Origin of the sequence: Phaeodactylibacter sp., from assembly GCF_040219495.1 — a bacterium.
Lineage (GTDB): Bacteria > Bacteroidota > Bacteroidia > Chitinophagales > Saprospiraceae > Phaeodactylibacter.
This window is the reverse complement of record NZ_JAVJSK010000147.1, coordinates 11699-34597: the sequence shown is the minus strand read 5'-3', so window position 1 is coordinate 34597 and position 22899 is coordinate 11699. Positions and strand designations below refer to the sequence as shown.

Below are 22899 nucleotides of genomic sequence, written 5' to 3'. Positions count from 1 at the left end.
TGGCGCTGCATGTCTTAATTGTTATGCTACAAACCTAGGGATTAATTCTGCATTCCACAAAGTGAAATGCGAATTTTTTTAAATTTTGTCAGGTTTGTTGCTTTTTTATAGAGCGAACGATTGTTCGTTTGCGGTATTCGTAAAGTAATGCGCCTGTTCTTGCAAAAGTGTGAACAAACAATTGTTCGTTTACGAAGTATTGGTGTACGGATGGTTACTGCCCCTTAAACACCGGTTTGCGCTTTTCCAGAAAAGCCCGTACCCCTTCGGCATAGTCTTCGGTCTGCCCGGCGGCAGACTGCAGATGATCTTCGATTGCCAGCTGCCGCTCCAGGTCGTTGTCCAGCGCGTAGTTGAGGGCACGTTTGGTCAGGCCCAGTCCCACAGTAGGCATTTGGGAGAGTTTTTCTGCAATCGCCTGGCTCTTTTCGGCAAACTCGTCATCCGGGAAGAAGTTGTAAATCATGCCAATGCGCTCAGCTTCAACGGCCGGCACTTTGTCGCCCAGCATCATCAGGGCTGCGGCTTTCTGATAGCCAATCAGGCGGGGCAGGGTATAGGTGCCCCCGCTATCCGGAATGAGGCCGATTTTGCTGAACGCCTGAATAAAGGAGGCTGATTCTGCCGCTACAATAATATCGCAGGCTAGTGCAATATTAGCGCCGGCACCGGCAGCTACACCATTAACGGCAGCCACGATGGGCTTTTCAATGGCGCGCAAGCGGGTCACAATAGGGTTGTAGTGCTCGGTAAGGATCGTGGTCAGCTCCGGGCCGTCTTCTGCAACGATTTCACCCAGGTCTTGTCCGGCAGAGAATGCTTTGCCAGCTCCGGTCAGGTAAAGGGTACGTACCTCGGTATCTGCTTTGCATTCGTCCAGCACTCCCTGCAAAGCGAGGGCCATTTCCCGGTTAAAGCTATTGTATTTGTCAGGGCGGTTCAGTGTGATGTAGGCGACCGCACCTCGTTTCTCGTAAAGAATGGAGTCCATTGGGTTGGTTTTTTGGTGAAGGTAAGAACAAGCTCTATACTAATGGCACTTAAAGTAATCAAAAGGCTCCCGGCAATCCAGGCATCGATAGAGCGACTTGCAGGCGGTGGAGCCGAATTGACTGACCAGTTCGGTGTGTACAGAGCCACACTGCGGGCATTCGACTTTTGGCTGCTCCGCAAAGAGCGCTCCTTTATCGGCGGTGCCATCTACAGGTGGGGCGATCCCATATTCCTTAAGCTTGCGCCGCCCGGCTTCGCTCATCCAGTCGGTGGTCCAGGCCGGGTGCAGCACGGTCGTGACTTTTACCTGATCGCACCCGTGTTCCTGTAGCACGGCGCGGATGTTGATCTCAATGGTATTCATAGCCGGGCAGCCGGAGTAGGTCGGGGTGATGATGACCTCTACCTCACCGTCTTCCTGTAGTTTGACATCGCGGACGATGCCCAGGTCAGTTACGGTGAGGACGGGGATTTCGGGGTCAGCAACTTGCTCCAGCACCTCCCATATTTCATCTGTAGTGGTAGTAGTGGTCATAATGGTTAGAAACTTTGAAATACTAACGCTTGTTCGTGCACCTTGGTTGACGACCTTTACTGACGTCGTTGCTGCTGCTTCTCCTGATTGAGCCGGTAGTTGAAGGAAAGGATCACACGCCGCGTCTGCCGCCATTGAAATACGGATGTTTCCTCATAGTTGGGCAGGTTCACTTCGGAGCGCCGTTGGCGGGTGTTAAAAAGGTCCCGCCCGGAAAGAGTTACCGTACCCCGGTTGTCCAGCACATCGAGAGAGGCAGCGATATCCAACATATAAATAGACAAGCGCCGCCCCTGAGGCGTACGCTGTGGTGCCGTATAATCAAAAGAGACCTGTATCTGCAGGCGGTCAGTGGCCTTTACCTTGGAGTTGATCTGCCCGCTCATGGCGTAGGTGTCGGCACTGTAGTCGGTCCCTTCAAAACTGCCCTCAATGATAGCCCTGAACAGGTTTACATCACCGGTGATGTCCCACCAGTCAGTGGGTTGTACGCTGAGGTTGAATTCCAGCCCGAAAGCATCACGTACGGCCAGGTTGACGGGGTATACGATGGCGGTGCCGTCTGATGCGGGCAGGGTCAGGCGCTCAATGACACCCGTTGTACGCCGGTAGTAGAGGCTGGTCAGGAAAGTGCCGCGTTCCATGTAGCGCAGGTATCCCGTCTCAAAGGAGTTGGTAAACTCCGGCCGCAGGTTGGGGTTGCCGATGTTGTTATTCCGAGGGTTGTTGTAATTGGAAAAGGGCAGGAGCCGCCGAAAATAAGGACGGCTTAGCCGCCGGCTATAGCTGACCTGCAACTGGTCTCTTTCGGTAATCGAATACGAAAAAGAGGCACTCGGGAAAAAGCTGAGGTAGTCTTGGTCATTGGATTCTCCGGAGCGGAGCAGGGCAGCAGTGATATCAGAAAGCTCAGCTCTCAGCCCAACCTGCACACTATAGGGCCCAAATTCGTGCCCACCAATGGCATAGGCAGCGTAGATGTCTTCAGTATATTCAAGCTCATCGTTAAAGTCGGCCAGGGGGGTGTAATTGCCATCTGCATCCTCTTCTTCCACAAAGAAGTCGTTATTCACCGTCCGGAAGGTGGCGCGCAGCCCGCCCTCCACTTTGCTGTTTTCGCCAATAGGGTAGATGTAATCGGTTTGCAGCAGCATATTGGTCTCATCTTCTGTATTGCTGGAGCGCTGCAGCAGGGGGATTGTGGATTCCTGATCCGTCTGCCGGTAGTCGGCAATTTCGGTATCGTCATCCAGGATGTATTTGAAGTTGAAGGTCCACTTTTGGTCGGGGTTATCGTATTGGCGCTCGTAGTTGAGGGTGGTCTCCAGGTTGTGCTCCTCTTCTGCTTCTTCGGTATTACGGACGGTGGTATTCAGGAGGTTGCCGGCCGGGTCAAAGTCCCGGAAAGTGACGGTCGCCCGGTTGTCATCCTCTCCCGTCCGGTAAAGGAAGGATGCGGTGACGGTATTGCGCTCATTGAAGTTGTAATCGGTACCCATCTGCAGGTAGCCGCCCAGCCCGCCCCGATTTTGATTGGTTTCGCTGGTGAAGTACTCGGTCAGTTCCCCATTCTCAAAGAAGCGCTGCGTAGCATTGCCGCCGCCCGGTGCCCGCCGGTAATCGGCCCCGAAGTTGGAAAAGAAATTGAAGGCCTCCTTGCGGTAGTTGAGGTTGTAGGAGGCACCGTAGTTGGCAGGGTAGCCTACCGTAGCGCCGAAGGAACCGTTGATGCCCTTTTCTTCTTCCTTTTTGAGGATGATATTGATGATCCCTGCCTCGCCTTCCGCTTCGTACCGGGCAGAAGGGTTGGTGATGACTTCTACGCGCTCAATCATATCGCCCTGCATCCGCTGTAAGGCTTCAGTATCTCCGGCGCTCAGCAGGCCTGAGGGCTGTCCATTTACAAGGATGCGTACACCCTGACTGCCCCTCAGGCTTACGTTGCCTTCGGGGTCTACACTTACGGAGGGAACGTTGTCCAGGATATCCGCAGCATTATTGCCGGCATTGGTCAGATCCTTCCCTACGTTAAAAACCCGTTTATCGAGCTTGAACTCCATTTGGCTGCGTTCCGCCCGCACTTCCACCTCTTGCAGGGCGATGGCGTCGGTGGTCATTTCCACAGTGCCAAGCCTGAGCGTGTCCTGACCTGCCGCCACTTCAATCGGGCTGAGCAGGCGGTTTTCATAACCGACGTATTGAAATAAGGCGTAGTACTTTCCGGGCATCGCTTTTAGTGCAAAACGCCCGTCTGCCTCCGTTAGGGCATTAGAAACCATGTTGCTGTCGGGTAAAGCATACAAACCTGCGGTAGCAAAGGGTAGGGGCTTTTCCGTGCCCCCTTCTTGTAGCTGTCCGGTAATGGTGGCTTTGACGTTTTCCTGGGCAGTGGTGAAAAGAGGGAGGACGATTAGGGCAAGTAGAAAAGTACAGTACTTAAAGGGCATAAAATCTGGATGTTGTTTTGATGGTGCAACAACGAAAAGAGTGAAATGATTAAAAATAATCACTAAGAGATGCTATGTTTGGAGCGGTTTCGTCATGAAAATCAAGGATTTATGGTTCTGGCAAAGTCACTAAATTTGAGTTTAGCGGGCTAAATGAAAATTTAGTGAGAAAGTCAGAGCTTGCCCCGCATTTCTGCGGGGTTCATAAAGCGTTGATTTGCAATAGCAACGAGCTCCCAACACGCTCTAAAGTGCCTTGACCAGATTCAGCGACTTGATGAGGGTAAGGTAGGAGCGGGCAAACCGGGGCAGGCTGCTGAAATCCAGGGAGCCGGAAGGGAACTGGAAGTTGGGGAAGCTGCCCTTGTTCTCTTCTACAATCTTGCTGATGGCTCTTCGTATCCCACGCTTGTCCAGTTGTTGATTGACCGGATCAAAGTACTGAAAGGTGAAGCCAAGGCCTTTAAAGTAGGCGGGCTCGGTAATTTGGTAGTACAGGTGAAATAAGTCACGGTCTGGTTTAGGTACTGCGTAGTTGAAGAGGCAGAAGCCGACGATATAGCCGGGTAAGGCCATAGCCATGCGCTCGTGCCCGTTCTCCAGGTACCAGTCCATGTGGTAAAGCTCCCCATTGATAATGGAAACTACCCGGTCGTGGTTGACGGTATGGGTAATACCGAAGGTGCTGCAGCCCCGGTACATTTCCCGGTAGAAATCTTCAGCTGGCCGTTCTGCCAGCGCTTTCATGCCCCGGCAGAGGTCTTCATTCTTGCTGGCGGTATTTTTGCCATCGTTTTCGTAATACTTCCGGTGCAATTGCTCGAGCGTTTCCATCATAAAGCCTTCAGGCTTGATCAGGTAGTCGAGCCGGAAAATCAGGTCCAGCAATAAATAGCCATAACTGCTGGCGTAGCGGTTGCAGTCGAGTGCGCCGTTTTCTATTTCGCTCATGGCGCCTCCAATGGCCTGCTTGATGTACCGGTACTTTGCTTCCTTTTCAGCCTGTGGCAGTTCCTTAAGGTGAGTGATTTCCACTGGCTGCAGATTCCTGAACTCTTCGATGAGCAGGTCATCCTGCTTATCGGCTTTGATGGCCGCTTCCCGCAGGGCGTAGTAGAGTTTGTAAGGGGAGCCATCGAGGGTATAGGTGTCGAAGAGGATGACGATGTTGCCTTCCGGGTCGAGTGTGAACCGGCAGTACTTCAGGTCAAAGTTTTGCTCGAGCAGCCGGCGCAATACGCCAATATTGAAAGACTCTGCCTTGACCACCGGAGCCTGTACCCGTATCTTGTGGGGCGTAGCTTTGCCCGAAATCTTCTTGGACCCCTGATAGAGCTCGAACTCCAGCCCGCCGGGCACTTCTTTCCAGTGCACGTTGTCTTCTTCATCGTCCCGCAGGTAAAGCAGGAAATTTTTGTAGCTTTCCAGGAATTGTTCGTCTTCAAAGAGATCCTGGGCGCGGTCCCAGGCATCATAACGGGAAGGCGCCTTATAGGAATCCGTATACCGCCCGAAGCGGATCGACGGTTGTTCAGTACTGTGGGCTGCATTTCCAAAAAGACGGTCGAGTAATCCCATGTTGATACCTGAAGATTGAACCGGGAAAATACTATTTTTAAGCCATTACATCCAAACAGATGCCAAAAAAGCACCCTCAATCGCAATCCTTAAGGCTCAAGGTGCCCTTGCCGGCCTCTTTTCCGGTCTTTAGCTATCAGGCTCCTACCCTGGGCGTAGGGTCTTGTTTTGTGGAAGCGGTGGGGGCGCGTATGCAGCGGCTGAAGCTTCCGGCAGTCCTCAATCCGATGGGTATACAGTACAACCCGCTGTCGCTGGCCCGCACCTTGCAATACGGACTGGGGCAAGTGCGCTTTACGGCGGGTGATTTGCTGGAAAGCAGGGGCATCTGGCAGCACTTTGACTTTCATGGTGCGCTCGGTCATCCGGAGCGAGAGGTGGCAGCCCGTCAAATGCAAAGGGCCGTAGACCACCTCAAAGTAGCAGTGGGGGGCATGGACCGTCTGTTGATTACGCTGGGCACCGCCTTCGTTTATGAATACAAGGCTTCGGGGCAGACGGTGGCCAATTGCCATAAGGTACCGGCATCCGCATTCCGGAAGTACCGGCTTTCGCCGAAAGCAATCGTTGATGCCCTGCAGCCTGTACTGGCCGACTGTAAAGCCCGCCGGCCCGGGCTGGAAGTCGTCCTCACCGTCAGCCCGGTACGCCACATCCGGGACGGAGTGGTGGACAATCAGCGCAGCAAAGCCGCCTTACTCCTGGCGGCAGAAGCCCTCTCAGAAACAGACTATGTGCATTATTTCCCTTCCTACGAACTGATGATGGACGAGCTGCGCGACTACCGGTTTTACAAGACGGACTACGTGCACCCTTCGGAAGAAGCGGTGGATTACATCTGGTCTTGTTTTGCGTCAGTAGCCTTTGCAGAAGCTACAATGGAACAAATAAACGCCGTGGGCGCAATCGTCCGGGCGAGCGCGCACCGGCCACTGTTTCCGGCTTCCGCCGCCCATCAGGCCTTCGTACGCCAACAGTTGGAGCAAATCCGGGTGCTGGAGGCGGCTTTGCCCGGCGTAGACTTTGCCCCGGAGCGGGAAGGGCTGAAGGCCTCGCTTGCTGGCTGATTTCGCATTGTCAACAAATGGTTAAGCCTTTGGCCTGGGGGCGCGATTCCTGTACATTTTTCCTTAAACTTGCACCGGTCCAATCTGAAATCCACCTATGAAGAAGTCTTTGCACCTGGTTTTACTCCTCTTATTTGCACTCCTGTGTGCCTACGCTGGCACAGATATGGTGGAGCGCGAAGGCATGGGACAGCTTTGGGGCTACCGCCCGCTGCTGGCTTTCCTCTCCGGGTGGGGGGCTTTAGTGCTGGGCATCAAGTGGTTCCGTAATGCCCGCTGGCGCTGGCTGGGGCTTTCAACACTGAGTGGTTTGCTTTTGGGCGTTGGTTTCCCCGACTTACTGCCTGTTCCCTGGCTGATGATGGTCGGCTTTGTGCCCCTGCTTATTGTGGAAAATGAGGTGAGCGAACAAGCCGGCAAAGCCAGTCGCTGGACGGTCTTCAAATACACTTACCATGCCTTTGTGGTGTGGAACGTCATCGCTACCTACTGGGTGGCCAATACGGCTTTCGCGGCAGGCATATTTGCGATTTGGACCAATGCACTGCTGATGACTATCCCGGTGCTCCTCTTCCATACTACCCGCTGGGTGATGCCTGGCCTGAAGTATGCTGCCCTGATTGCCTACTGGCTGACTTTTGAGTACATTCATCTCAACTGGGAGCTCACCTGGCCCTGGCTTACGCTGGGCAATAGCTTCGCAGAATACCCGAGCCTGTTGCAATGGTACAGCTACACCGGTGTCTTTGGCGGCAGCCTGTGGATATTGGGGGCGAATGTGCTGGCTTTTAGCGTTTGGAAACGGTACCAGGCAAAGGAAAGCTTTCGCAAGCCTTTGCTGCAGCTTGGTGCGCTTATTGTACTGCCTATGGCCCTTTCGCTGGTCCTGTACGCGACTTTCACACCGGAAGGCGAACCCCGGGAGGTCGCGGTGGTGCAGCCCAATTTCGAGCCCCACTACGTCAAGTTCAACCTGCCGGAAGCGCAGCAAGTCGATCGTTTCCTGGAGCTGTCCAAAACCGTCGTTCGCCCCGAAACGGACTACCTGGTGTACCCGGAGACGAGCTTCGGGCTGGTCGATGACCAAAAGATCAACCCATATCCGGCTGTGCGCCGCATCCGCAATGAACTGAGTGCCTTCGAAGGGCTGAAACTCATCACCGGCATTGATGGCTACCACGTTTTTCAGGATGGCGAGCCCCTGAGCCCAAATGTCCGGGAGCAGGTTCGCCGCAATAGTGATACCCTGAGGTACGAAGTACTAAATGCCGCCGTACAGTTGGAAATTGGCAAAGAAGAAGTCCCGCTTTACCGGAAGTCCAAGCTGGTGCCCGGGCCTGAGATTTTCCCTTTCAAGGATGCCCTGTTTTTTCTGGAGCCTCTGGTGGAACAACTGGAGGGCACCACTGCCGGTGTAGGCACGCAGCCTGAGCGCTCGGTACTGAGCAGTGGCAGCGGCAAGGTCGCCCCGGCTATCTGTTACGAATCCATTTTTGGCGAGTACGTCACCGGCTATATCCGCAAAGGTGCCCAAGCCATTTTCATCATGACTAACGACGGGTGGTGGGACTATACCGCCGGGCATCGTCAACACCTCTACTTCGCTTCCCTGCGGGCTATCGAAACCCGCCGCAGCATTGCCCGTTCTGCCAATTCGGGCATTTCTGCCTTTATCAATCAGCGGGGCGATATCCTGCAGCCCACCCGTTACGATGAGGCGGCAGCCATCCGGCAGGACATCCTGTTTAGCGACCGGATTACCTTCTACGTTCTTTGGGGAGATTTGATTGCGAGGATTGCCCTGTTTGGGTCGGCGCTTTTGCTGCTGAATACCCTGGTGCGGGGATTGTTGCCGGGGAGGAGGGGTGAAGGTTAAATTTTAAGAGCGTGTTGGGACTTTGGTCTTCTAGTCGAAAACTAGCAATTTTTTGGTTAGACGAGACCCGAAAACCGGAGTTTAGCCTAAGCTAAATAGCCTGTCCCGCAGTTTTTGCGGGAAGGATTTTCAGGGCGAAGTATAAGCGAAAAAGTGCAGTTTACAGACCGATTACTAAAGTCCCAACACGCTCTAAAGCATATAAGGTTAAAGGGTAACCGACTTCGCGTCAGGCTTGCTTCGTCGGTCGGAGAAGGATAAAGGGGCAGAAAGCTCACCGGGTGCACTACGCTAAGCCGTTGGAGGGGTATTCACCCGGTGCGCTGCGTTTTGCCCGGTTCAGTACGCCAAGGCGAAGGGTCTAACTTCGTTTTGACTACGTCGGACGGTGATAGTGCCCGGTCAACATTCTTACCGGGCGCTATCAACACGCTCTAATGCTCTTCCACCGTCATACCCTCTAATTTCGGTATATTTTGCAGCGTTACCTTGATGTCGCGCTCCGGTGCATTGATCACAAAATCGTAAATCAGTTCCAGGGCGTCGGGGTCAATCTCGGTAGTCCGGTAGCCATCGATGGTGACAATGGAGCCATCCGGCAGATGGTCCAGCGTGGTTTGCAGGCTTGCCTTATTGATAAAGGAGACATGCTCGCTAAGGGTGATCTTGATACGCTTATTCGTTTGCCCGTTGATCAACTCCTCGTCATCGTAGTGGTAGGGTGTCTGATAATTCGCACGCAGAATAAAGAATACCCCAACGGCCATACCGATCGAAATACCTACAAGCAAATCAGTCAGCAGAATGGCTACGATGGTGATGATAAAGGGCAGAAACTGGCCATACCCTACACGGAACTGTTGCTTGTACAAGCTCGGCTTTGATAATTTAAAGCCGACAAAGATCAGTACTGCTGCCAGAGAGGCCAGTGGGATATAGCCCATCAGGCCAGGGATGAGCAGCACACTGCCCAGTAGCAGAAAACCGTGATATACGGCCGACATTTTTGTCCGTCCGCCAGACGCTACATTGGCCGAAGAACGGACAATGACGCTAGTCATCGGCAGGCCGCCGATTAGGCCAGCGATCATATTGCCAATACCCTGAGCGCGGAGTTCTGCATTCTTGGGCGAGTGGCGCTTGAGCGGGTCAATTTTGTCAACGGCCTCAATACTTAGCAAGGTTTCCAGACTGGCGACAATCGCAATGACCACGGCAGTTTTCCAAACCAATGGATTGAGCAATCCTGCCCAGTCTGGAAATGCCAGTGCTTTCTGCAGAGAAGCAATGTTGGTTATATTGGGTAGATTGACAAGCATTTGTGATTCGGGTGCCCATTGTGGATAGCCACTGATATAGGCGATATGCAGGCCAACACCAGCCATTACGGCCATCAGGGCACCGGGGAAGAGCCCCAGCACTTTGTGCTGCTTGATAAAAGGCCGTTCCCATAGGATCATGAGGGCCAGGGAAACCGCTCCAATAATGGCCGCGCCAGGATGGATATGCTTGATGGCATACAGGAAATGGGTAAAGGTGTTCCCACCCTCCCGGTCGGCAAAAGCCATTTCACCAAATGCTTCCATGTCTACGCCCAGAAAGTGGGGCAGCTGCTTGAGGATCAGAATCAGGCCAATAGCGGCAAGCATCCCTTTGATCACCGATGAGGGGAAGTACAAACCAATAATTCCGGCTTTGATCATGCCCAGGACCAGTTGAAAGGCTCCGCTTAGTACAACAGCAACGAGGAAAAGCTCAAAGCTCCCGAGCTCGGCAATGGCACTGAAAACAATGACGGTCAAGCCGGCTGCGGGCCCGCTTACACTTGTATGGGACTGGCTCAGTGCACCAACCACCACACCGGCAACGATGCCTGTGATCAGACCGGAAAACAGGGGGGCTCCGGAAGCCAGTGCAATGCCCAGGCACAAAGGCAATGCAACCAGGAATACCACGAGGGATGCCGGGATGTCTTTCGCATAATGCCGGGTATATTCAGAGAAGGTTTCTTTCATGGTAAGGATGTGATTTTCAGTAGCAGAAATACAGGTGTGTTCCAATGCAGTTCACTTCACCTGATTTACAAAGATCACCTTTAATCAGCAAAGCCGCATTAAGGTCGAATTAGAATGGCATTAAAATAAGATTAGAAGATTAGCGGAAAGGAGCTTAAGTCCGAAGAGGCGCGCCGCGTGCGCCCATCAGGGGTGGAATGCAGGTGGAAAATCGGAAAAGCTCAGAAGTGCCGGAACGGTACAGGGAGTTGACCGTAAAGCTTTACGGCTCAAATAAACGCCTGCTCCAGGGGCAAACGGGCGGTAGCGAGTGTCCCTTTACCGGGCTCAGACTGAATGTAGATGGTTCCGTGGTGCAATTCAATAATCTTCTGGGCAAGCGGCAGCCCGACACCGTAGCCCGGCCGGGATTGTACATTCTGGCCCCGGAAGAAAGGGGTGAAAACTGCTTCCAATTCGGACTCAGAAATACCCATGCCCTCATCCTGAAAGTGCACGCTCAGGTAGCGGCTGTCGACCGAGAGAAAAACTTTTACGGGCGCTTGGGAGTACTTGAGCCCATTCTCTGCCAGGTTGAAAAGGGCAATCTGCAGTAAGTTGATGTTCCCATTGACCACGAGTGCATCCGGATCATCAGGGAAGGTGGCTGTATCGATCCAAAGGGGGTGCTCCGGATGCGCAGCTTTGAGTTCTTCCTGTATTTGAAACAGCAGCTCATCAATGCGGATACTTTGACCTTGCGCATTCACACCCTCTGTACCCACTTCAGCCAGGTGAAGGAGCCGTAGGGTCAGGCGGTTGAGGCGTTCGGACTCTTCGGAGATGTTGTTCATCGACTCCGCCACGGCAGGAGGCAGGGATTTGTAATGCTGCCGTACCAGCTCGATCTCGCCCAAAATCGTTGTCAGGGGCGTGTTAAATTGATGAGAAGCGTGGGTAATGAAGTTCCGCTGCGTCTCTACGGAAGTTTCCAGCCGGGCGAGCATTTTATTGAAAGCTTCAACGATACTGCCGAGCTCATCCTGCGGGTCTTGCCCGGGCAGGGGGTGCAGTCGGATGTGCAGGTTGGCGGTATCCACCGTTTTCATTTTCTCCGTCATTTCCGTCAGAGGCGAGAGCATGCGCCGGGCGTACCAGCGGGCAATGAAGAAAATGGAGACGAGGTGCAGCCCAGCCAGCCCGAAAAGGATATTGCCCAATTCACGGAGTTCCTGATTGCCCTGCCGGTTGACCGCAGTCACGATGGTAAAATGAGGCCCCTGATCGTCCCGGTAGAGGATGCCAACACCAAGAGTGTCTCCTTTTTCAACCTTGAAATACTCCTGCGCCTCGGAGTACGGGCCAGACAGTTTAGCTGCCAAAAAATCAGGCAGATAGGGCAGTATGCTGTCCTTGCGCTCCAGGTGAAAGAAGTATTCCTGCTCACTCGGCAGAGTACGGGTGTGTTTCTGCCGGATTTGCTCCAGCACCTGAGGGCTCAGCTCGTCATCGTCGAGGTACATCTGAGAGGCGATCATACAGCGCTCGTGCAGGCGGGAGGTGAACTCGTCCTCCAGATAGTTGCCGTAGAGCAGAAAAATCAGCCCGCCCATCAGGAAGAGGATACCCGAGGTAAACAGTGCAAAATTGAGTGCCAGCCGGTTTTTTAGTTTCATGGCAATGACTATTCCTGGCTTAGGTAATAGCCTGCGCCAATCTTGGTATGCAGGATGCGGAGCGAGCCATCGGCTTCGAGCTTACGCCGGAGGTAATTGATGTAAACATCCACCACATTCGTGCCGGTATCAAACCCGATGCCCCAGGCGGCCTCCAAGAGTTGCTCGCGGGTGAGCACACGGTTGGGGTGTTGCATGAAGCATTTGAGAAGCTCGAATTCTTTGGCAGTAAGGGGAATGACCGTTTCCCCACGCTTGACTTCCATTCGGTTGAGGTTGAGGGAAAGGCCCGCCGCCAGTAGCTCATTGGGCGGTACGGATGCGTATTGATGGTTGCGCCGGTTGAGGGCTCTGACCCGGGCTGCCAGTTCATCAATCTTGAAAGGCTTGGCAAGGAAGTCATCGGCGCCAGCGTCGAGGCCTTTGATCACATGCTCGGTATTGCCCATAGCCGACAGCATCAGGATAGGCACCGGGAGCTGTAGCGTCTGCCGGATGTATTTGCAGATTTCCCACCCATTGATTTTTGGGAGGATAATATCGAGGATGATGAGGTCAAAAGTTTCTGACTTCATTAGCTCCAGGGCTACCTCCCCATCAAAAGCTGCACTGGATTCAATACCGTACTGCCGTAAGCCCTTACTGATTACGTTGCTGATCTTAATCTCGTCTTCTACGATAAGTACTTTCATATCCAACCGGTACGCAACGGCAATGCACGGGCAATGCGGTTATGCTTCTAGCGCATCTTCGGGCGCCGGCGCTTTCCGCCCGGGCGGAACCCGCCCATTCGTGACGCCTGCTGAGCCGCTCCGCGGTTTTTAAATTGCTTCTCAAACACCGTAAACTGCTCTTTGATATTAGGCTCGGTAATCTTGCAGGCTTTTGCAACCCGGTAGTGCCGTTCCGCCTGTTTCCAGCGGCCCTTGGAAGCCGCAATATTCGCCAGCTGCAACTGAAGCATAGCCCGCTCATTGTCGGTAGGCACTTCCACCTCTTCCGCTTTCTTGAGCCAGTGTTCGCCCTCTTCCACGTTTTTCTGAGCCAGTGCGGTAGAACCCTTGATCATATAGAAGTAAGCACGGTTGGTCGCATAGAGCCACTCTGGCTTCAGGGTGAGGTCAAGGCGCTTGTTGGCACCTTCGAAATCAGACTGCTGCAGCATTTCCGCTGCGGATTGTACCGTCCCCAGAAAGATGTAGGTGGCCAGCATGGCGATTCCCATAATGACGAACCAGATACCGTACCATACCCCCATGGTAGCCCAAAGTGCAATGCCACCGATGAGGCCCACAGCAATCAAAGCAAATTTGAGGTAGATATTAATTGTTAACATGCGATCAGTTAATTTTTGTCAAATGTAGTAATATTGAACGGGCAGTGCTCAGTTTTGGGTAACATCTGTACACCTTTAGTTGTTTCGTGCAGCGAGTGCCTGCTCCAGTTTGTGAAGGTTTTCTTTCACCAGCAAGTCATCCGTTGGGAAACTCCGTGCTTTTTCCATCCAGTGTTGTGCCTGCTCGGGCTGCATCTGCACATAGTGGATGTGCGCCAGGTTCAGGCAGGCCAGTGCACTGTCATTCGGGTGCTCCAGGCCGAGGTCTACTGCTTCAGTGAGCATGTCGTTCGCTTCTGTGAAGTCTTTGCGCTGCAGGTAAATGAGCCCCAGCGAAAAGTAGTAGTAGGCCCGGTTGCGCCGCAGCAGTAAGCGGGGGGACCAAACCTGGTCAAGCACCCGCTCGGCATCTGCGGCTTTGCCCCTCTTCAACAGGCTGTGCGCAGTCCAGACATTACCCATAAACACCTGGGTCAGGATCAGCATGCCGCCGCCCAGGTAAAGGTACCAGGCCTGGCTGATGCCAAGCTTGAATTGCAGGACAGCGCCCAGTATGAAAAAAAGTGCAATCAAAAGGTATCGAAGATATACGGTAGCCATAACTTTAATTTCTGCAAATATACTCGCTGACCTTGGGTTTGCAATATTACATTCTGTCAATATCCCTCACGGAGTGGCAGCTGAAAAGCAATGCTTTTTTCCCAAAAATGGAAAAACGTCCTGTTTTGGCACAAAAGGCAGGTGGCTGTGCATTGCAAGAAATTGGTTGTCAGGTTTTTATGTTTTTGGCACGAGATTGGTAGCCTCTTAATAGATTTGAGCAAATAAATACTAAAGTTCCTAAAAGCAGGGATACGATTGGAGAATAGCTCCAACAAACACTCACACAAACACCACTGGACAACACTTTGAAAAAGAGAGAGGGTTTAGCCGCCCTCCCAAAAGAGCTTTGAAGCAGTATTGCTTCATTAAGAATAGGTAAATAGGTTAAGCTAAGTAGACGGGGAATAGCCAAAATGGTTATTCCCCTTTTTTTGTGTGCTGGCTTCCCTTACTTTTGCAGGAAATAACCTGCTTATGAAACGTCTGCTACTCCTGACCGTGCTTATCCCTATGCTCGCCGCTGCTTTTGCGCAACCCGAAGTCGGGTGGGCCCACCGATTCGCCGTAGAAACCCCGATCTTCTCCTTTGGCAAAAACCTCAATATTGTTGATATGGATACCGATGAGGCTGGGGCACTTTATCTCCTGGGTTTTCACCGGTCTGATTTGGAGCTGGATGGTGTTCCAATCAATGAGCCTTATAACGGTGCACAAACGGGCTTCCTGCAAAAGCTGTCTGCTGAAGGAACACCCATCTGGTACCGCCGCCTCACGATGGGCGATATGCGTACCCTTGCCGTAAAGGCGGGCAAAGTGTATGTGGGGGGAGAGATTGCATCTGCGGAGTATGGGCCGCTGCAGATTCAACGGGACACCACGGGCGCTACACAAACCCTCTTTGCTGAGGGTTACCGGGATGCCTTTGTGGCAAGGTTTGACACCACCGGCGTGCTGGAATGGGCCAAAGCTTACGGTGGAGCGGATAGCGAGTCCTTCAATAAGGGCGACCGCCTCAATGCCCTGGCGGTTGATGATGGCGGGGGCATCTATATCACTGGCAGCTACCACCGCGATATGGACTTTGGTGGAAGTGTGGTGTTTAGTGAGCCCTCCGACCGTGGCAAGACCTTCTACCTTGCCCGTCTGACTGCGGAAGGCAACCTGGTATGGGCAGAGCAGATCCAATCGCCTCTGCCTATCGACGGCGGGAATGCTGAAGGATTGGGGCTTGCCCTCAGCCCGGAAGGGGCACCGGTCGTCTGTATTGCTTACAGCGCAGGAGGCTTACTGCTGGATGGCGAGATATTGATGAATGACAACCAAAGCGGAGACGATGGCTGCCTGCTGGTGCAGTACGACACGCAGGGCAACCGGTTGTGGCACCGCAATATGGAGCCACAGGAAGGGCTGATTGTACCGTTTGGGCTGGAGACGGACGAAAATGGGCGTATTTACCTCGGCTTTTCTCACGAGCAGCAGGTCTTGATTGAAGAAACCGAAACCTTACAGTATTTTCAAACCGAAGACGACTTGCTCAAAACAGCCCTGCTTTGCTGGGATGAGAACGGGCAGTTGCGCTGGGGCAACACCCTCTTCTGCTCCAATGGTGCTATGGATGTGCACCCCGATGGGAATGTCTACCTCTCGGCAGCAGCCTTCCGGCAAGGGGTGGCGCTTTCTGAAAACACCACTTTGTCCTTCACCCCGGGGGGCTCGGTAAGCTTTTGGGCGCGCTTCCTGCCGGACGGGCCGCTTTCCTGGGCGCATCAGCCCGAGCTGCTGGAAGACCCGCCCTTCAGCACCAACCATAATATAATGGTAGACGCACAGGGCCGGGCTTATGCTTCCGCGAACTTCAATCAGCCGCTTACGTTTGGTAATAGCTGGACATTGACTACGGGTTACGATACGCCTGACTTTGATGCCTTGTACCTTATCCAACTCGATGACTCCAATATAAGTAGTACGAGGGAGTCGGCCTTACAGCCGCTGCAGGTATTTCCAAATCCAGCCTCGGGCCTGCTGCAAGCCACACTTCCGGAAGCAGGGCAATTGCAGTTGTACAATATGACAGGGCAGCCTGTATGGGAAAGCGCTCATGCGGGCGGGCTGCAGGCCTTTTCGCTTCCTGCATTGCCTTCTGGTATTTACCTGCTGCATGCCCGGACAAGCTCGGGGCAATTTCTGGCGCGGATTGCAATTCAGCAATGACCCTTGCCGGTTTAGCGACGGCAGAAGGCCATTCGCTCTAATAAATACCCGTATATGTCGAATCCATTTTACCTTTACGGGGAATAAAACTTAATCTTGTGGCCGAAAAATACACCCGGCTTTAATGTCAAACAACACCGAAATAAACCTTCTTTCCCGCCTCAAGGCAGATGATCGAACGGCGCTTCAGCACCTCTTCGAGGATCACTACGAAATGGTCTGCCAGTCGATCTACCGCTTTGTCCCTGATACCAGCACTACTGAGGACCTGGCACAGGAGGTCTTCCTGCGGTTTTGGGAAAAACGCCACAAGATCGAAATCAATTCCTCCGTTGGCGCTTATATCCGGCGCATGGCGATCAACGAAGGGCTGGGCTACCTGCGCCGCAATAAGCGCTGGCAACAGGAAGCCTTTGAGCCGGAGCACGAGCCTGGCGTGGACCATAGTGCCGAGGAGCAGTTCCTGCACCAGGAAATGAAAACCAGGATCACCACTGCCATCAATCAGTTGCCACCCAAATGCCGCATGGTTTTTCAGCTCAGCCGGTACGAAGAGCTGACATACAGAGAGATTGCCGACCAAATGGATATTTCTGTGAAAACCGTGGAGCACCAAATGGGCAAAGCGCTCCGTGTGCTGCGTGGCAAGTTGCAACAATACCTGCAACTCATCCTATTGTTTAGCTTTTTATGGGTTTCGGGCTGTCAGCCGGCTGAAGCCCAGCCGCCTTCAAAACAGGAAATCAACGCTATGGAGTACACTACTTTTCGCCTGAAACCAGGGGAGGACCAGAAAGTAGCCCTGCAAGACTGGGTGGATGACAATGAGGTGGAAGCTACCCTAGCCCTGAGTGTGGTGGGCAGCCTGACCCAATATGCCATCCGCTTCGCCAATCAGCCGGAAGGCAGCCTGGGGCAGGGGCATTTTGAAATTACGGGCATGACTGGCACGCTTTCCAAAAATGGGTCACACCTGCACCTGGCTATTGCAGACGAGTCCGGGCAGTGCACCGGCGGCCATCTTATGGAAGGGTGCCGGATTTAGAGCTTGAAGTCAGAAAAAAAATAAAAAAATGATGCGTGGAATAGGGGGGACCAAAACCCGCATGCATCACTATTGCGGAAACTAACAACAACATGAATCAAAGGGACTACCTTGAACTTATAGGGCGGCATCTCTCTGGGGATATCGGTAAGGCGGAGCGAGAAGCGCTTATGCGCTGGGTAGAAGCTGATCCTGCAAACCAAAGGGTCCTGGAGGAGGCGGAAAAGCTTTGGTCGATTACGGAGACGGTAGATGTGCCCGACTTCTCGGCCGGGAAGCCTGCTGCCTGGAATCTGCTGGAGGAACGCCTTGCACCGGAGCACGGTACTCATGAAGCTCCGGTAATCGAACTTTTCGCCTGGAAGGCTTACCTAAGATATGCGGCTGCAGCGGTTTTTTTATTGCTGGGTGGATACTGGCTGTACTGGAACTCCGGCCTGGTGGAACATACACCTGTTTACGCTATGGTTCAAACCGCCGGTGAGGAAGAGCGCACCATCACTTTGCCGGACGGCAGCACGGTAGTGTTGAATGAAAACAGCACCCTGCGCTATCCACAAGACTTTGATGTGCGGGAAGTCGAGCTGACCGGAGAAGCTTTCTTTGAGGTGGTGAAACGCAATGGCATGGCTTTTACCATCCTTTCAGAAGGTGCCCAAACCACAGTTCTTGGAACCTCCTTCAACGTCCGGGCTTATCCGGATGAACCGGAAGTGACGGTAACGGTGGAAACCGGTAAGGTTGAAGTGGCCGCCGTACAAAAAGAAGCCGAAAAAGTACTGCTCATCCCCGGTAAGTCGGGTCGTTACGATAAAATGCTGGAAAAAGTGGAAGAAGCACCGGTCTCTAATGCACTGGCTTGGAAAAACGACCGGTTGCTATTCAATAATCAGCCTCTAGGCGAGGTGGCAAAAGCGATTGAGCGGTACTTTGGCCAGAAAGTGGTCCTCGCTAATGACCAATTGGCAAATTGCCGCTTTATGGGGGAGTTCCCGAATCCGAAGCTCCGGGAAATGCTGGATGCCATAGCCTTTACGATGGAGCTGGAAATTGTCGAAGAAAATGGGCAAATTGTCATCAAAGGTGATGCGGCCTACTGCCAATAAGTACGAGAAGCCATGAAGAAACTACTGCTACTTACCGGGTTATTTTGCTTTGGGTGCACCCTTTCGGCCCAGTCCAATGCATTACTGGCCAGCTACCGGATGGTTAACCAAACGTTGGAAGAAGTCCTGGGCGACCTGGAGCAGCGGTACAAGGTGCATTTTTCTTACAGCCCTGACTTCATTCCGCTGGAGCAGAAGGTGTCTGTTAATTCGGAAGCGGCTACGCTGGAAACCATCATGGATGAAATCTGCCGGCAGCTGCCCATCTCCTACCGGAAGATCGGAGATCAGGTCATGCTGAAGCCCAGCCGCCAAAAAGATCAGCTGGGCCAATTGGCACCTGCGAAGCCTAAAGTACGGCAGCAAAGCCCCATTTACCCTGCGGATATCGACGAGGAAGAGCGCGAACGGCTCAGTCAACGGATGCAACCGATCCGCCGCTCAGAGACCAAAGTGATCAACGGGCCAGGAGGGGATGCTTACAGAGAACTTAACTTTGACCTGTACCGCCTTCCTCCTCCTCCTCCCTCTGCAGTGACCGCAACGGATGACGAAGATGTTTTTCAGGGCGACCGCCGCCTGGCTCAGATTTCGATCCTGCCTTATGTAGGCACCAATCTGAACCGCAGCGCCGAGATTACCAACAACGTTTCCCTGAATGTACTGTGGGGCACCAACGGAGGCGTGGACGGACTGGAAGTTGGCGGGTTCTACAATGAAGTTATTAATGATGTGGAGGGCGTACAGGTGGCCGGCGTAGGCAGCAAGGTAGGCGGCGACGTGACTGGCACACAGGTGGGCGGTATATTCAACATCAATAAAGGCAAAGTACAGGGCGTACAAGCTGCCGGTATATTCAATATCGCCGGCGAAACGCAGGCAATTCAGGCGGCAGGCTTGTTCAATATCACTCAGGGCGACGCTGCCGGGCTGCAGGCCTCTGGCTTGTTCAATATCGCTAAAGGCAAAGCAGACGGGATGCAGGTGGCGAGCCTGTTCAACAAGAGTGAGGGGTTTACCCGCTCTCAGATTTCCGGCCTGTTCAACAAAGCCGGTGATGTGGAAGGTGGTCAAGTGAGTTCCCTGCTCAATGTTGCCGGCCGGGTGGACGGCTTTCAAATCGCTTTGATAAACGTAGCGGATACGGTAAACGGTGTGCCGGTGGGGCTGCTCAATATTGTCAAAAATGGCTACAATCGCTTTGAGCTTTCTTCCAATGATGCCCTGTTTGCCAATGCCGCACTGAAACTTGGTGCGTATTCCTTCTACAACATCTTCAAGGTGGGGATGCGCTGGGATTCGCAGGAGACAACCGGTTTTGCAACCGCTGGTAGCACACCGGTAACGGAAGACGAGCGGGTTTACACCTGGGGGCTTGGATATGGTATCGGCACCACCAAGCGTTTCAGTCCAAACCTGATGATGAATGTCGAGGCTACTTGTATGCACATCAACGAAATAGAAAGCTGGACAAAGGAGATGAACCTCCTGAATCAGCTTAGCCTGACCCTGGGCTATAATGGAGCTGACCGCAAGACGAGCTTCTTCGCAGGCCCGGTCGCCAACCTGATGGTTTCAAGGGTAATGGATCCCGAAACGGGCGAGCTGGGCTCCCGGGTGATTGATCCGTCTTACACTCTTGCAGATGGCGGACGCCGTACGAATTTGCGGTTTTGGATCGGCGTACAGGGCGGTATTCGTTTTTAGAACAACTGCTCCGGATTAGCCGGGCACTGAATTGACCATTATTTTTTGAGATTAATAGAGGCTTCGGGACATCTCGGACCAGCCACTTTTATGTCTTGTCGGGCCGGAATGAGAAGCTTGGCAAGATTGGGAAGCTATTTTTTTAAATCAACGAAAAGCAATAAACCATGAAAAAATTAGGATTGCTCACGATGGCCCTGATGCTGGGGCTGGCTGTACAGGCACAGCACGAAACGTTATTCAACAACGCCCGCGTCGTCGGCGGATTTGGCGCACCTATCGTAGAGATGGGGCTGGGCAATGATATGTCTACCGCAGTAGGCGGTGGCGGCGGTGTGGTTATCGATAACTTCTTCATCGGTGGCTACGGTGTGGGCAGCATTGACTTTGAGCGCCTGATTGAGGATGATGACATTCAGGAAATCGAGCTCGGGCACGGTGGTTTCTGGCTGGGCTACACCCTGGCGCCTCACCGCGTGCTGCACCTTTACACCAGTGCCCGCCTGGGCTGGGGCGCAGTCGGCATTGACGTCTCCGACAACTCCTCCTTCCCGGAAGACAATGACAATGTGTTTGTCGTGACGCCCGAAATTGGCCTGGAACTGAATGTCACCCGCTGGTTTCGCGTAGCAGGCACCGTAGGCTACCGCTATGTAGACGGTATCCGGGAGGACAGCCCCTACAAGTCCAATGCATTCGATGGCACTCTGGCTAATCTGACCTTCCGCTTCGGCTGGTTTGGTTGGGACAGAGACAATTAACAAGCGCATAATCACCCGACATTTTTCACTCACTGTAAAAAAACAAGAAACGATGAAAACGATTCAAATGATGCTATTCACTCTAGCCACAGCACTATTGGGCAGCGGCTGCTTTATCAACATCGACGACGATGACAGCTTCTCCATTGGCTGCCTGAATGCCGACGGGCCATTTGTGAGCCAAAGCCTGGTCCTGGACGACTTTTCCGGCATCAAAAACGAAACCTCCGTGGAGGTCTTCATCCGGCAGGGGGATGTGCAGGAAGTTATCGTGGAAGGTAAAGAAGATGCAATTGACGAACTGGAACTGGATGTCAGCAACGGCATTTGGGAAATCGAGTTCGACCGCTGTGTGCGTGACCTGGATAACATGCAGATATTCATTACTTTACCGGTACTGCGGCAGGTTTACAGCTCCGGCTCCGGCGACATCATGGGCGAAAACCTTTTCCTGGCAGAAGACATCGACTTTCAGCTTAGTGGCAGTGGCGATGTCCGCATAGAAACAGAAGCGGATGATATTGATGTGAAGATCAGCGGCAGCGGCGACCTGATCATTGACGGCCTTTGTGATGAAGCCGTGTACCGCCTCAGTGGCAGCGGTGATGTGCAGGCTTTTGGCATGCAGTCGCGTACGGCCGACATTAACATCAGCGGCAGCGGTGGCACAGAGGTCAATGTGGCGGAGTTCCTGAAAGTCCGCATTTCCGGCAGCGGGGACGTGCGCTTCATTGGCTCGCCCGAGATTGACGTCAACATCACCGGCAGTGGTGATTTGATTGATGAGAATTAGACGATAAAAGGGAACTGAAAAATACAGCTAAACCTGACAAGATCACGGGCTGATGCCTGCGGATACTTGTCAGGTTGCTTTTTTTTACCGCACCACGATTCGCTCTGTCCGCACCTGATCTCCATTTTGCAATTGCAGCAGGTACAGCCCACCGGGGCAGGAGAGGCCGAGTTGCCCGTCAGCAGGCAGATGAGCCCATTGCTGTATCAGTTGCCCCTGTACGTTGTAGAGTACGCCCGACCATTGAGTGGGGTTTTCCGTTTGCACCTGCAGGGTTTGGCTGGCAGGGTTGGGGAAGACTTTTAAGTTCGGTTTTGCAGTCGTGTTGGCACTGGTTGGCGATGCTACCCGGAGCCAATAGTAAGCCAAGACATTTGAAATCCTTTGCCCGTTGCGGAACTCTTCAAGATGATAGGGTACGATGTAGGATTGACCTGCTGTACCTGGGCTATCCCAGACCGTTCCCCCAAACAAGGGGTTCTCTACAAGTAGCGTGCCGCTCCCTCCGGGATCAACAACATTCACAGGTTGATATCCCGAAAAGGAATCATCTAAATCAGGGATAGAAACCGAAATAGAATCATTATCCGTATCAAAAGGAGTAGGTGAGAAACTCAAAGGCTCATTCACGGGGCCTGTCTCCTCCAAATCTGAAACGACAACCGTAGTATTGGTTCCCTGAAACTGAGGGTTGAGAATGGTATAATGGGCTTGAAGAGGCATGGTTGCCCCCGGATCAAGATTTACGATCGTTTCAGAGAAACAGCATACGGGTGAAGTAATGGTATAGGATGCTCTGGCAGGATACGTATGGGTGTTGCTATATAACCGTCTGACTAAATCCGGGGGGATATTCGCTTCCTGCAGGAGCAATAGCCAACCCGAACTCCCGTCTCCCCAAAAAACAGGTATACTATCTTCTACAGGACTATCAATGGGGCTGATGAGTTGTACCCGGGCTTCCAGCGTCAGATTCGCTTCAGGGGCGTCTTCCTGAATAATACGCATGTTGCCAGCCAGATACGAACTTTGAGCATGACCAAACAGGAAAGCGCCAATCGTCAGCAAAAGCGCGTAAATCACTCTTTTCATAATACTTTGGGTGTTTGATGATGAATAAAGGTATTAGAGGCCAATACCTTGCCCCGCAATAACTTTATGGTTAAATTCG

At 52.9% G+C, this 22899-nt stretch carries 18 protein-coding genes; 8 read left to right on the top strand and 10 right to left on the bottom strand.

What is annotated here, in order from left to right; genetic code table 11:
• Positions 1–214 precede the first annotated feature (214 nt).
• The 4 genes from RIC19_RS23830 to RIC19_RS23815 all read right to left on the bottom strand — a co-directional run bounded on the left by RIC19_RS23830 (position 215) and on the right by RIC19_RS23815 (position 5553).
• The gene (locus tag RIC19_RS23830) at positions 215–991 is read right to left on the bottom strand and encodes an enoyl-CoA hydratase-related protein (protein ID WP_350180896.1); all 777 of its coding nucleotides are present in this window, start codon (positions 989–991) and stop codon (positions 215–217) included.
• Between the two features lie 39 nt (positions 992–1030).
• Positions 1031–1528 (bottom strand): 1,2-phenylacetyl-CoA epoxidase subunit PaaD, encoded by a 498-nt coding sequence (paaD, locus tag RIC19_RS23825; protein ID WP_350180895.1) that lies wholly within the window; start codon positions 1526–1528, stop codon positions 1031–1033.
• A gap of 56 nt (positions 1529–1584) precedes the next feature.
• Positions 1585–3975, bottom strand: coding sequence for a TonB-dependent receptor (locus RIC19_RS23820; protein ID WP_350180894.1), 2391 nt, complete (start codon positions 3973–3975; stop codon positions 1585–1587).
• Between the two features lie 246 nt (positions 3976–4221).
• Positions 4222–5553, bottom strand: coding sequence for a type III secretion system chaperone family protein (locus tag RIC19_RS23815; protein ID WP_350180893.1), 1332 nt, complete (start codon positions 5551–5553; stop codon positions 4222–4224).
• Positions 5554–5612: 59 nt separating this feature from the next.
• Between RIC19_RS23815 and RIC19_RS23810 the strand changes: the two genes are divergently transcribed.
• Positions 5613–6620, top strand: coding sequence for a GSCFA domain-containing protein (locus RIC19_RS23810; protein ID WP_350180892.1), 1008 nt, complete (start codon positions 5613–5615; stop codon positions 6618–6620).
• Between the two features lie 97 nt (positions 6621–6717).
• Positions 6718–8496, top strand: a complete 1779-nt coding sequence (lnt, locus tag RIC19_RS23805; RefSeq protein WP_350180891.1) for an apolipoprotein N-acyltransferase — start codon at positions 6718–6720, stop codon at positions 8494–8496.
• A gap of 434 nt (positions 8497–8930) precedes the next feature.
• On the opposite strand, the gene RIC19_RS23800 is transcribed toward lnt, so the two are convergent.
• The 5 genes from RIC19_RS23800 to RIC19_RS23780 all read right to left on the bottom strand — a co-directional run bounded on the left by RIC19_RS23800 (position 8931) and on the right by RIC19_RS23780 (position 14102).
• On the bottom strand, positions 8931–10511 hold the full coding sequence (locus RIC19_RS23800) for a SulP family inorganic anion transporter (RefSeq protein WP_350180890.1): 1581 nt from the start codon (positions 10509–10511) through the stop codon (positions 8931–8933).
• Between the two features lie 269 nt (positions 10512–10780).
• The gene (locus RIC19_RS23795; RefSeq protein ID WP_350180889.1) at positions 10781–12166 is read right to left on the bottom strand and encodes a HAMP domain-containing sensor histidine kinase; all 1386 of its coding nucleotides are present in this window, start codon (positions 12164–12166) and stop codon (positions 10781–10783) included.
• A gap of 8 nt (positions 12167–12174) precedes the next feature.
• Positions 12175–12858 carry a response regulator transcription factor gene (locus RIC19_RS23790; protein WP_350180888.1) on the bottom strand — a complete coding sequence of 228 codons (684 nt, stop codon included), beginning with the start codon at positions 12856–12858 and terminating at the stop codon, positions 12175–12177.
• 47 nt (positions 12859–12905) lie between these two features.
• Positions 12906–13502, bottom strand: a complete 597-nt coding sequence (locus tag RIC19_RS23785; protein ID WP_350180887.1) for a tetratricopeptide repeat protein — start codon at positions 13500–13502, stop codon at positions 12906–12908.
• Positions 13503–13577: 75 nt separating this feature from the next.
• Positions 13578–14102 (bottom strand): tetratricopeptide repeat protein, encoded by a 525-nt coding sequence (locus RIC19_RS23780; RefSeq protein WP_350180886.1) that lies wholly within the window; start codon positions 14100–14102, stop codon positions 13578–13580.
• A 477-nt stretch (positions 14103–14579) separates the two neighbouring features.
• Here RIC19_RS23780 and RIC19_RS23775 point away from each other — a divergent pair, with 477 nt between their 5' ends.
• The 6 genes from RIC19_RS23775 to RIC19_RS23750 all read left to right on the top strand — a co-directional run bounded on the left by RIC19_RS23775 (position 14580) and on the right by RIC19_RS23750 (position 21728).
• On the top strand, positions 14580–16316 hold the full coding sequence (locus tag RIC19_RS23775) for a T9SS type A sorting domain-containing protein (RefSeq protein WP_350180885.1): 1737 nt from the start codon (positions 14580–14582) through the stop codon (positions 16314–16316).
• 124 nt (positions 16317–16440) lie between these two features.
• Positions 16441–17361 carry an RNA polymerase sigma-70 factor gene (locus tag RIC19_RS23770; protein ID WP_350180884.1) on the top strand — a complete coding sequence of 307 codons (921 nt, stop codon included), beginning with the start codon at positions 16441–16443 and terminating at the stop codon, positions 17359–17361.
• Positions 17362–17453: 92 nt separating this feature from the next.
• A complete protein-coding gene (locus tag RIC19_RS23765) occupies positions 17454–18467 on the top strand; it encodes a FecR family protein (RefSeq protein WP_350180883.1) in 1014 nt (337 codons plus the stop codon).
• A gap of 12 nt (positions 18468–18479) precedes the next feature.
• Entirely contained in the window at positions 18480–20174 is a 1695-nt protein-coding gene (locus RIC19_RS23760) for a DUF4974 domain-containing protein (protein ID WP_350180882.1), read from the top strand.
• Positions 20175–20341: 167 nt separating this feature from the next.
• A complete protein-coding gene (locus RIC19_RS23755; protein ID WP_350180881.1) occupies positions 20342–20935 on the top strand; it encodes an outer membrane beta-barrel protein in 594 nt (197 codons plus the stop codon).
• 52 nt (positions 20936–20987) lie between these two features.
• Positions 20988–21728 (top strand): head GIN domain-containing protein, encoded by a 741-nt coding sequence (locus RIC19_RS23750; protein WP_350180880.1) that lies wholly within the window; start codon positions 20988–20990, stop codon positions 21726–21728.
• A gap of 84 nt (positions 21729–21812) precedes the next feature.
• Here the strand turns inward: RIC19_RS23750 and RIC19_RS23745 are convergent, their stop codons facing one another.
• Positions 21813–22820, bottom strand: coding sequence for a T9SS type A sorting domain-containing protein (locus RIC19_RS23745; RefSeq protein WP_350180879.1), 1008 nt, complete (start codon positions 22818–22820; stop codon positions 21813–21815).
• Positions 22821–22899: the final 79 nt, after the last annotated feature.

Bases quoted from the DNA above. Each gene is read 5' to 3' on its own strand.
- RIC19_RS23760 (WP_350180882.1), top strand. From the start codon at position 18,480: ATGAAGAAACTACTGCTACTTACCGGGTTATTTTGCTTTGGGTGCACC.
- paaD (WP_350180895.1), bottom strand. From the start codon at position 1,528: ATGACCACTACTACCACTACAGATGAAATATGGGAGGTGCTGGAGCAA.
- RIC19_RS23820 (WP_350180894.1), bottom strand. From the start codon at position 3,975: ATGCCCTTTAAGTACTGTACTTTTCTACTTGCCCTAATCGTCCTCCCT.
- RIC19_RS23745 (WP_350180879.1), bottom strand. From the start codon at position 22,820: ATGAAAAGAGTGATTTACGCGCTTTTGCTGACGATTGGCGCTTTCCTG.
- RIC19_RS23795 (WP_350180889.1), bottom strand. From the start codon at position 12,166: ATGAAACTAAAAAACCGGCTGGCACTCAATTTTGCACTGTTTACCTCG.
- lnt (WP_350180891.1), top strand. From the start codon at position 6,718: ATGAAGAAGTCTTTGCACCTGGTTTTACTCCTCTTATTTGCACTCCTG.
- RIC19_RS23780 (WP_350180886.1), bottom strand. From the start codon at position 14,102: ATGGCTACCGTATATCTTCGATACCTTTTGATTGCACTTTTTTTCATA.
- RIC19_RS23770 (WP_350180884.1), top strand. From the start codon at position 16,441: ATGTCAAACAACACCGAAATAAACCTTCTTTCCCGCCTCAAGGCAGAT.
- RIC19_RS23765 (WP_350180883.1), top strand. From the start codon at position 17,454: ATGAATCAAAGGGACTACCTTGAACTTATAGGGCGGCATCTCTCTGGG.
- RIC19_RS23800 (WP_350180890.1), bottom strand. From the start codon at position 10,511: ATGAAAGAAACCTTCTCTGAATATACCCGGCATTATGCGAAAGACATC.
- RIC19_RS23810 (WP_350180892.1), top strand. From the start codon at position 5,613: ATGCCAAAAAAGCACCCTCAATCGCAATCCTTAAGGCTCAAGGTGCCC.
- RIC19_RS23755 (WP_350180881.1), top strand. From the start codon at position 20,342: ATGAAAAAATTAGGATTGCTCACGATGGCCCTGATGCTGGGGCTGGCT.
- RIC19_RS23750 (WP_350180880.1), top strand. From the start codon at position 20,988: ATGAAAACGATTCAAATGATGCTATTCACTCTAGCCACAGCACTATTG.
- RIC19_RS23785 (WP_350180887.1), bottom strand. From the start codon at position 13,502: ATGTTAACAATTAATATCTACCTCAAATTTGCTTTGATTGCTGTGGGC.
- RIC19_RS23815 (WP_350180893.1), bottom strand. From the start codon at position 5,553: ATGGGATTACTCGACCGTCTTTTTGGAAATGCAGCCCACAGTACTGAA.
- RIC19_RS23830 (WP_350180896.1), bottom strand. From the start codon at position 991: ATGGACTCCATTCTTTACGAGAAACGAGGTGCGGTCGCCTACATCACA.
- RIC19_RS23775 (WP_350180885.1), top strand. From the start codon at position 14,580: ATGAAACGTCTGCTACTCCTGACCGTGCTTATCCCTATGCTCGCCGCT.
- RIC19_RS23790 (WP_350180888.1), bottom strand. From the start codon at position 12,858: ATGAAAGTACTTATCGTAGAAGACGAGATTAAGATCAGCAACGTAATC.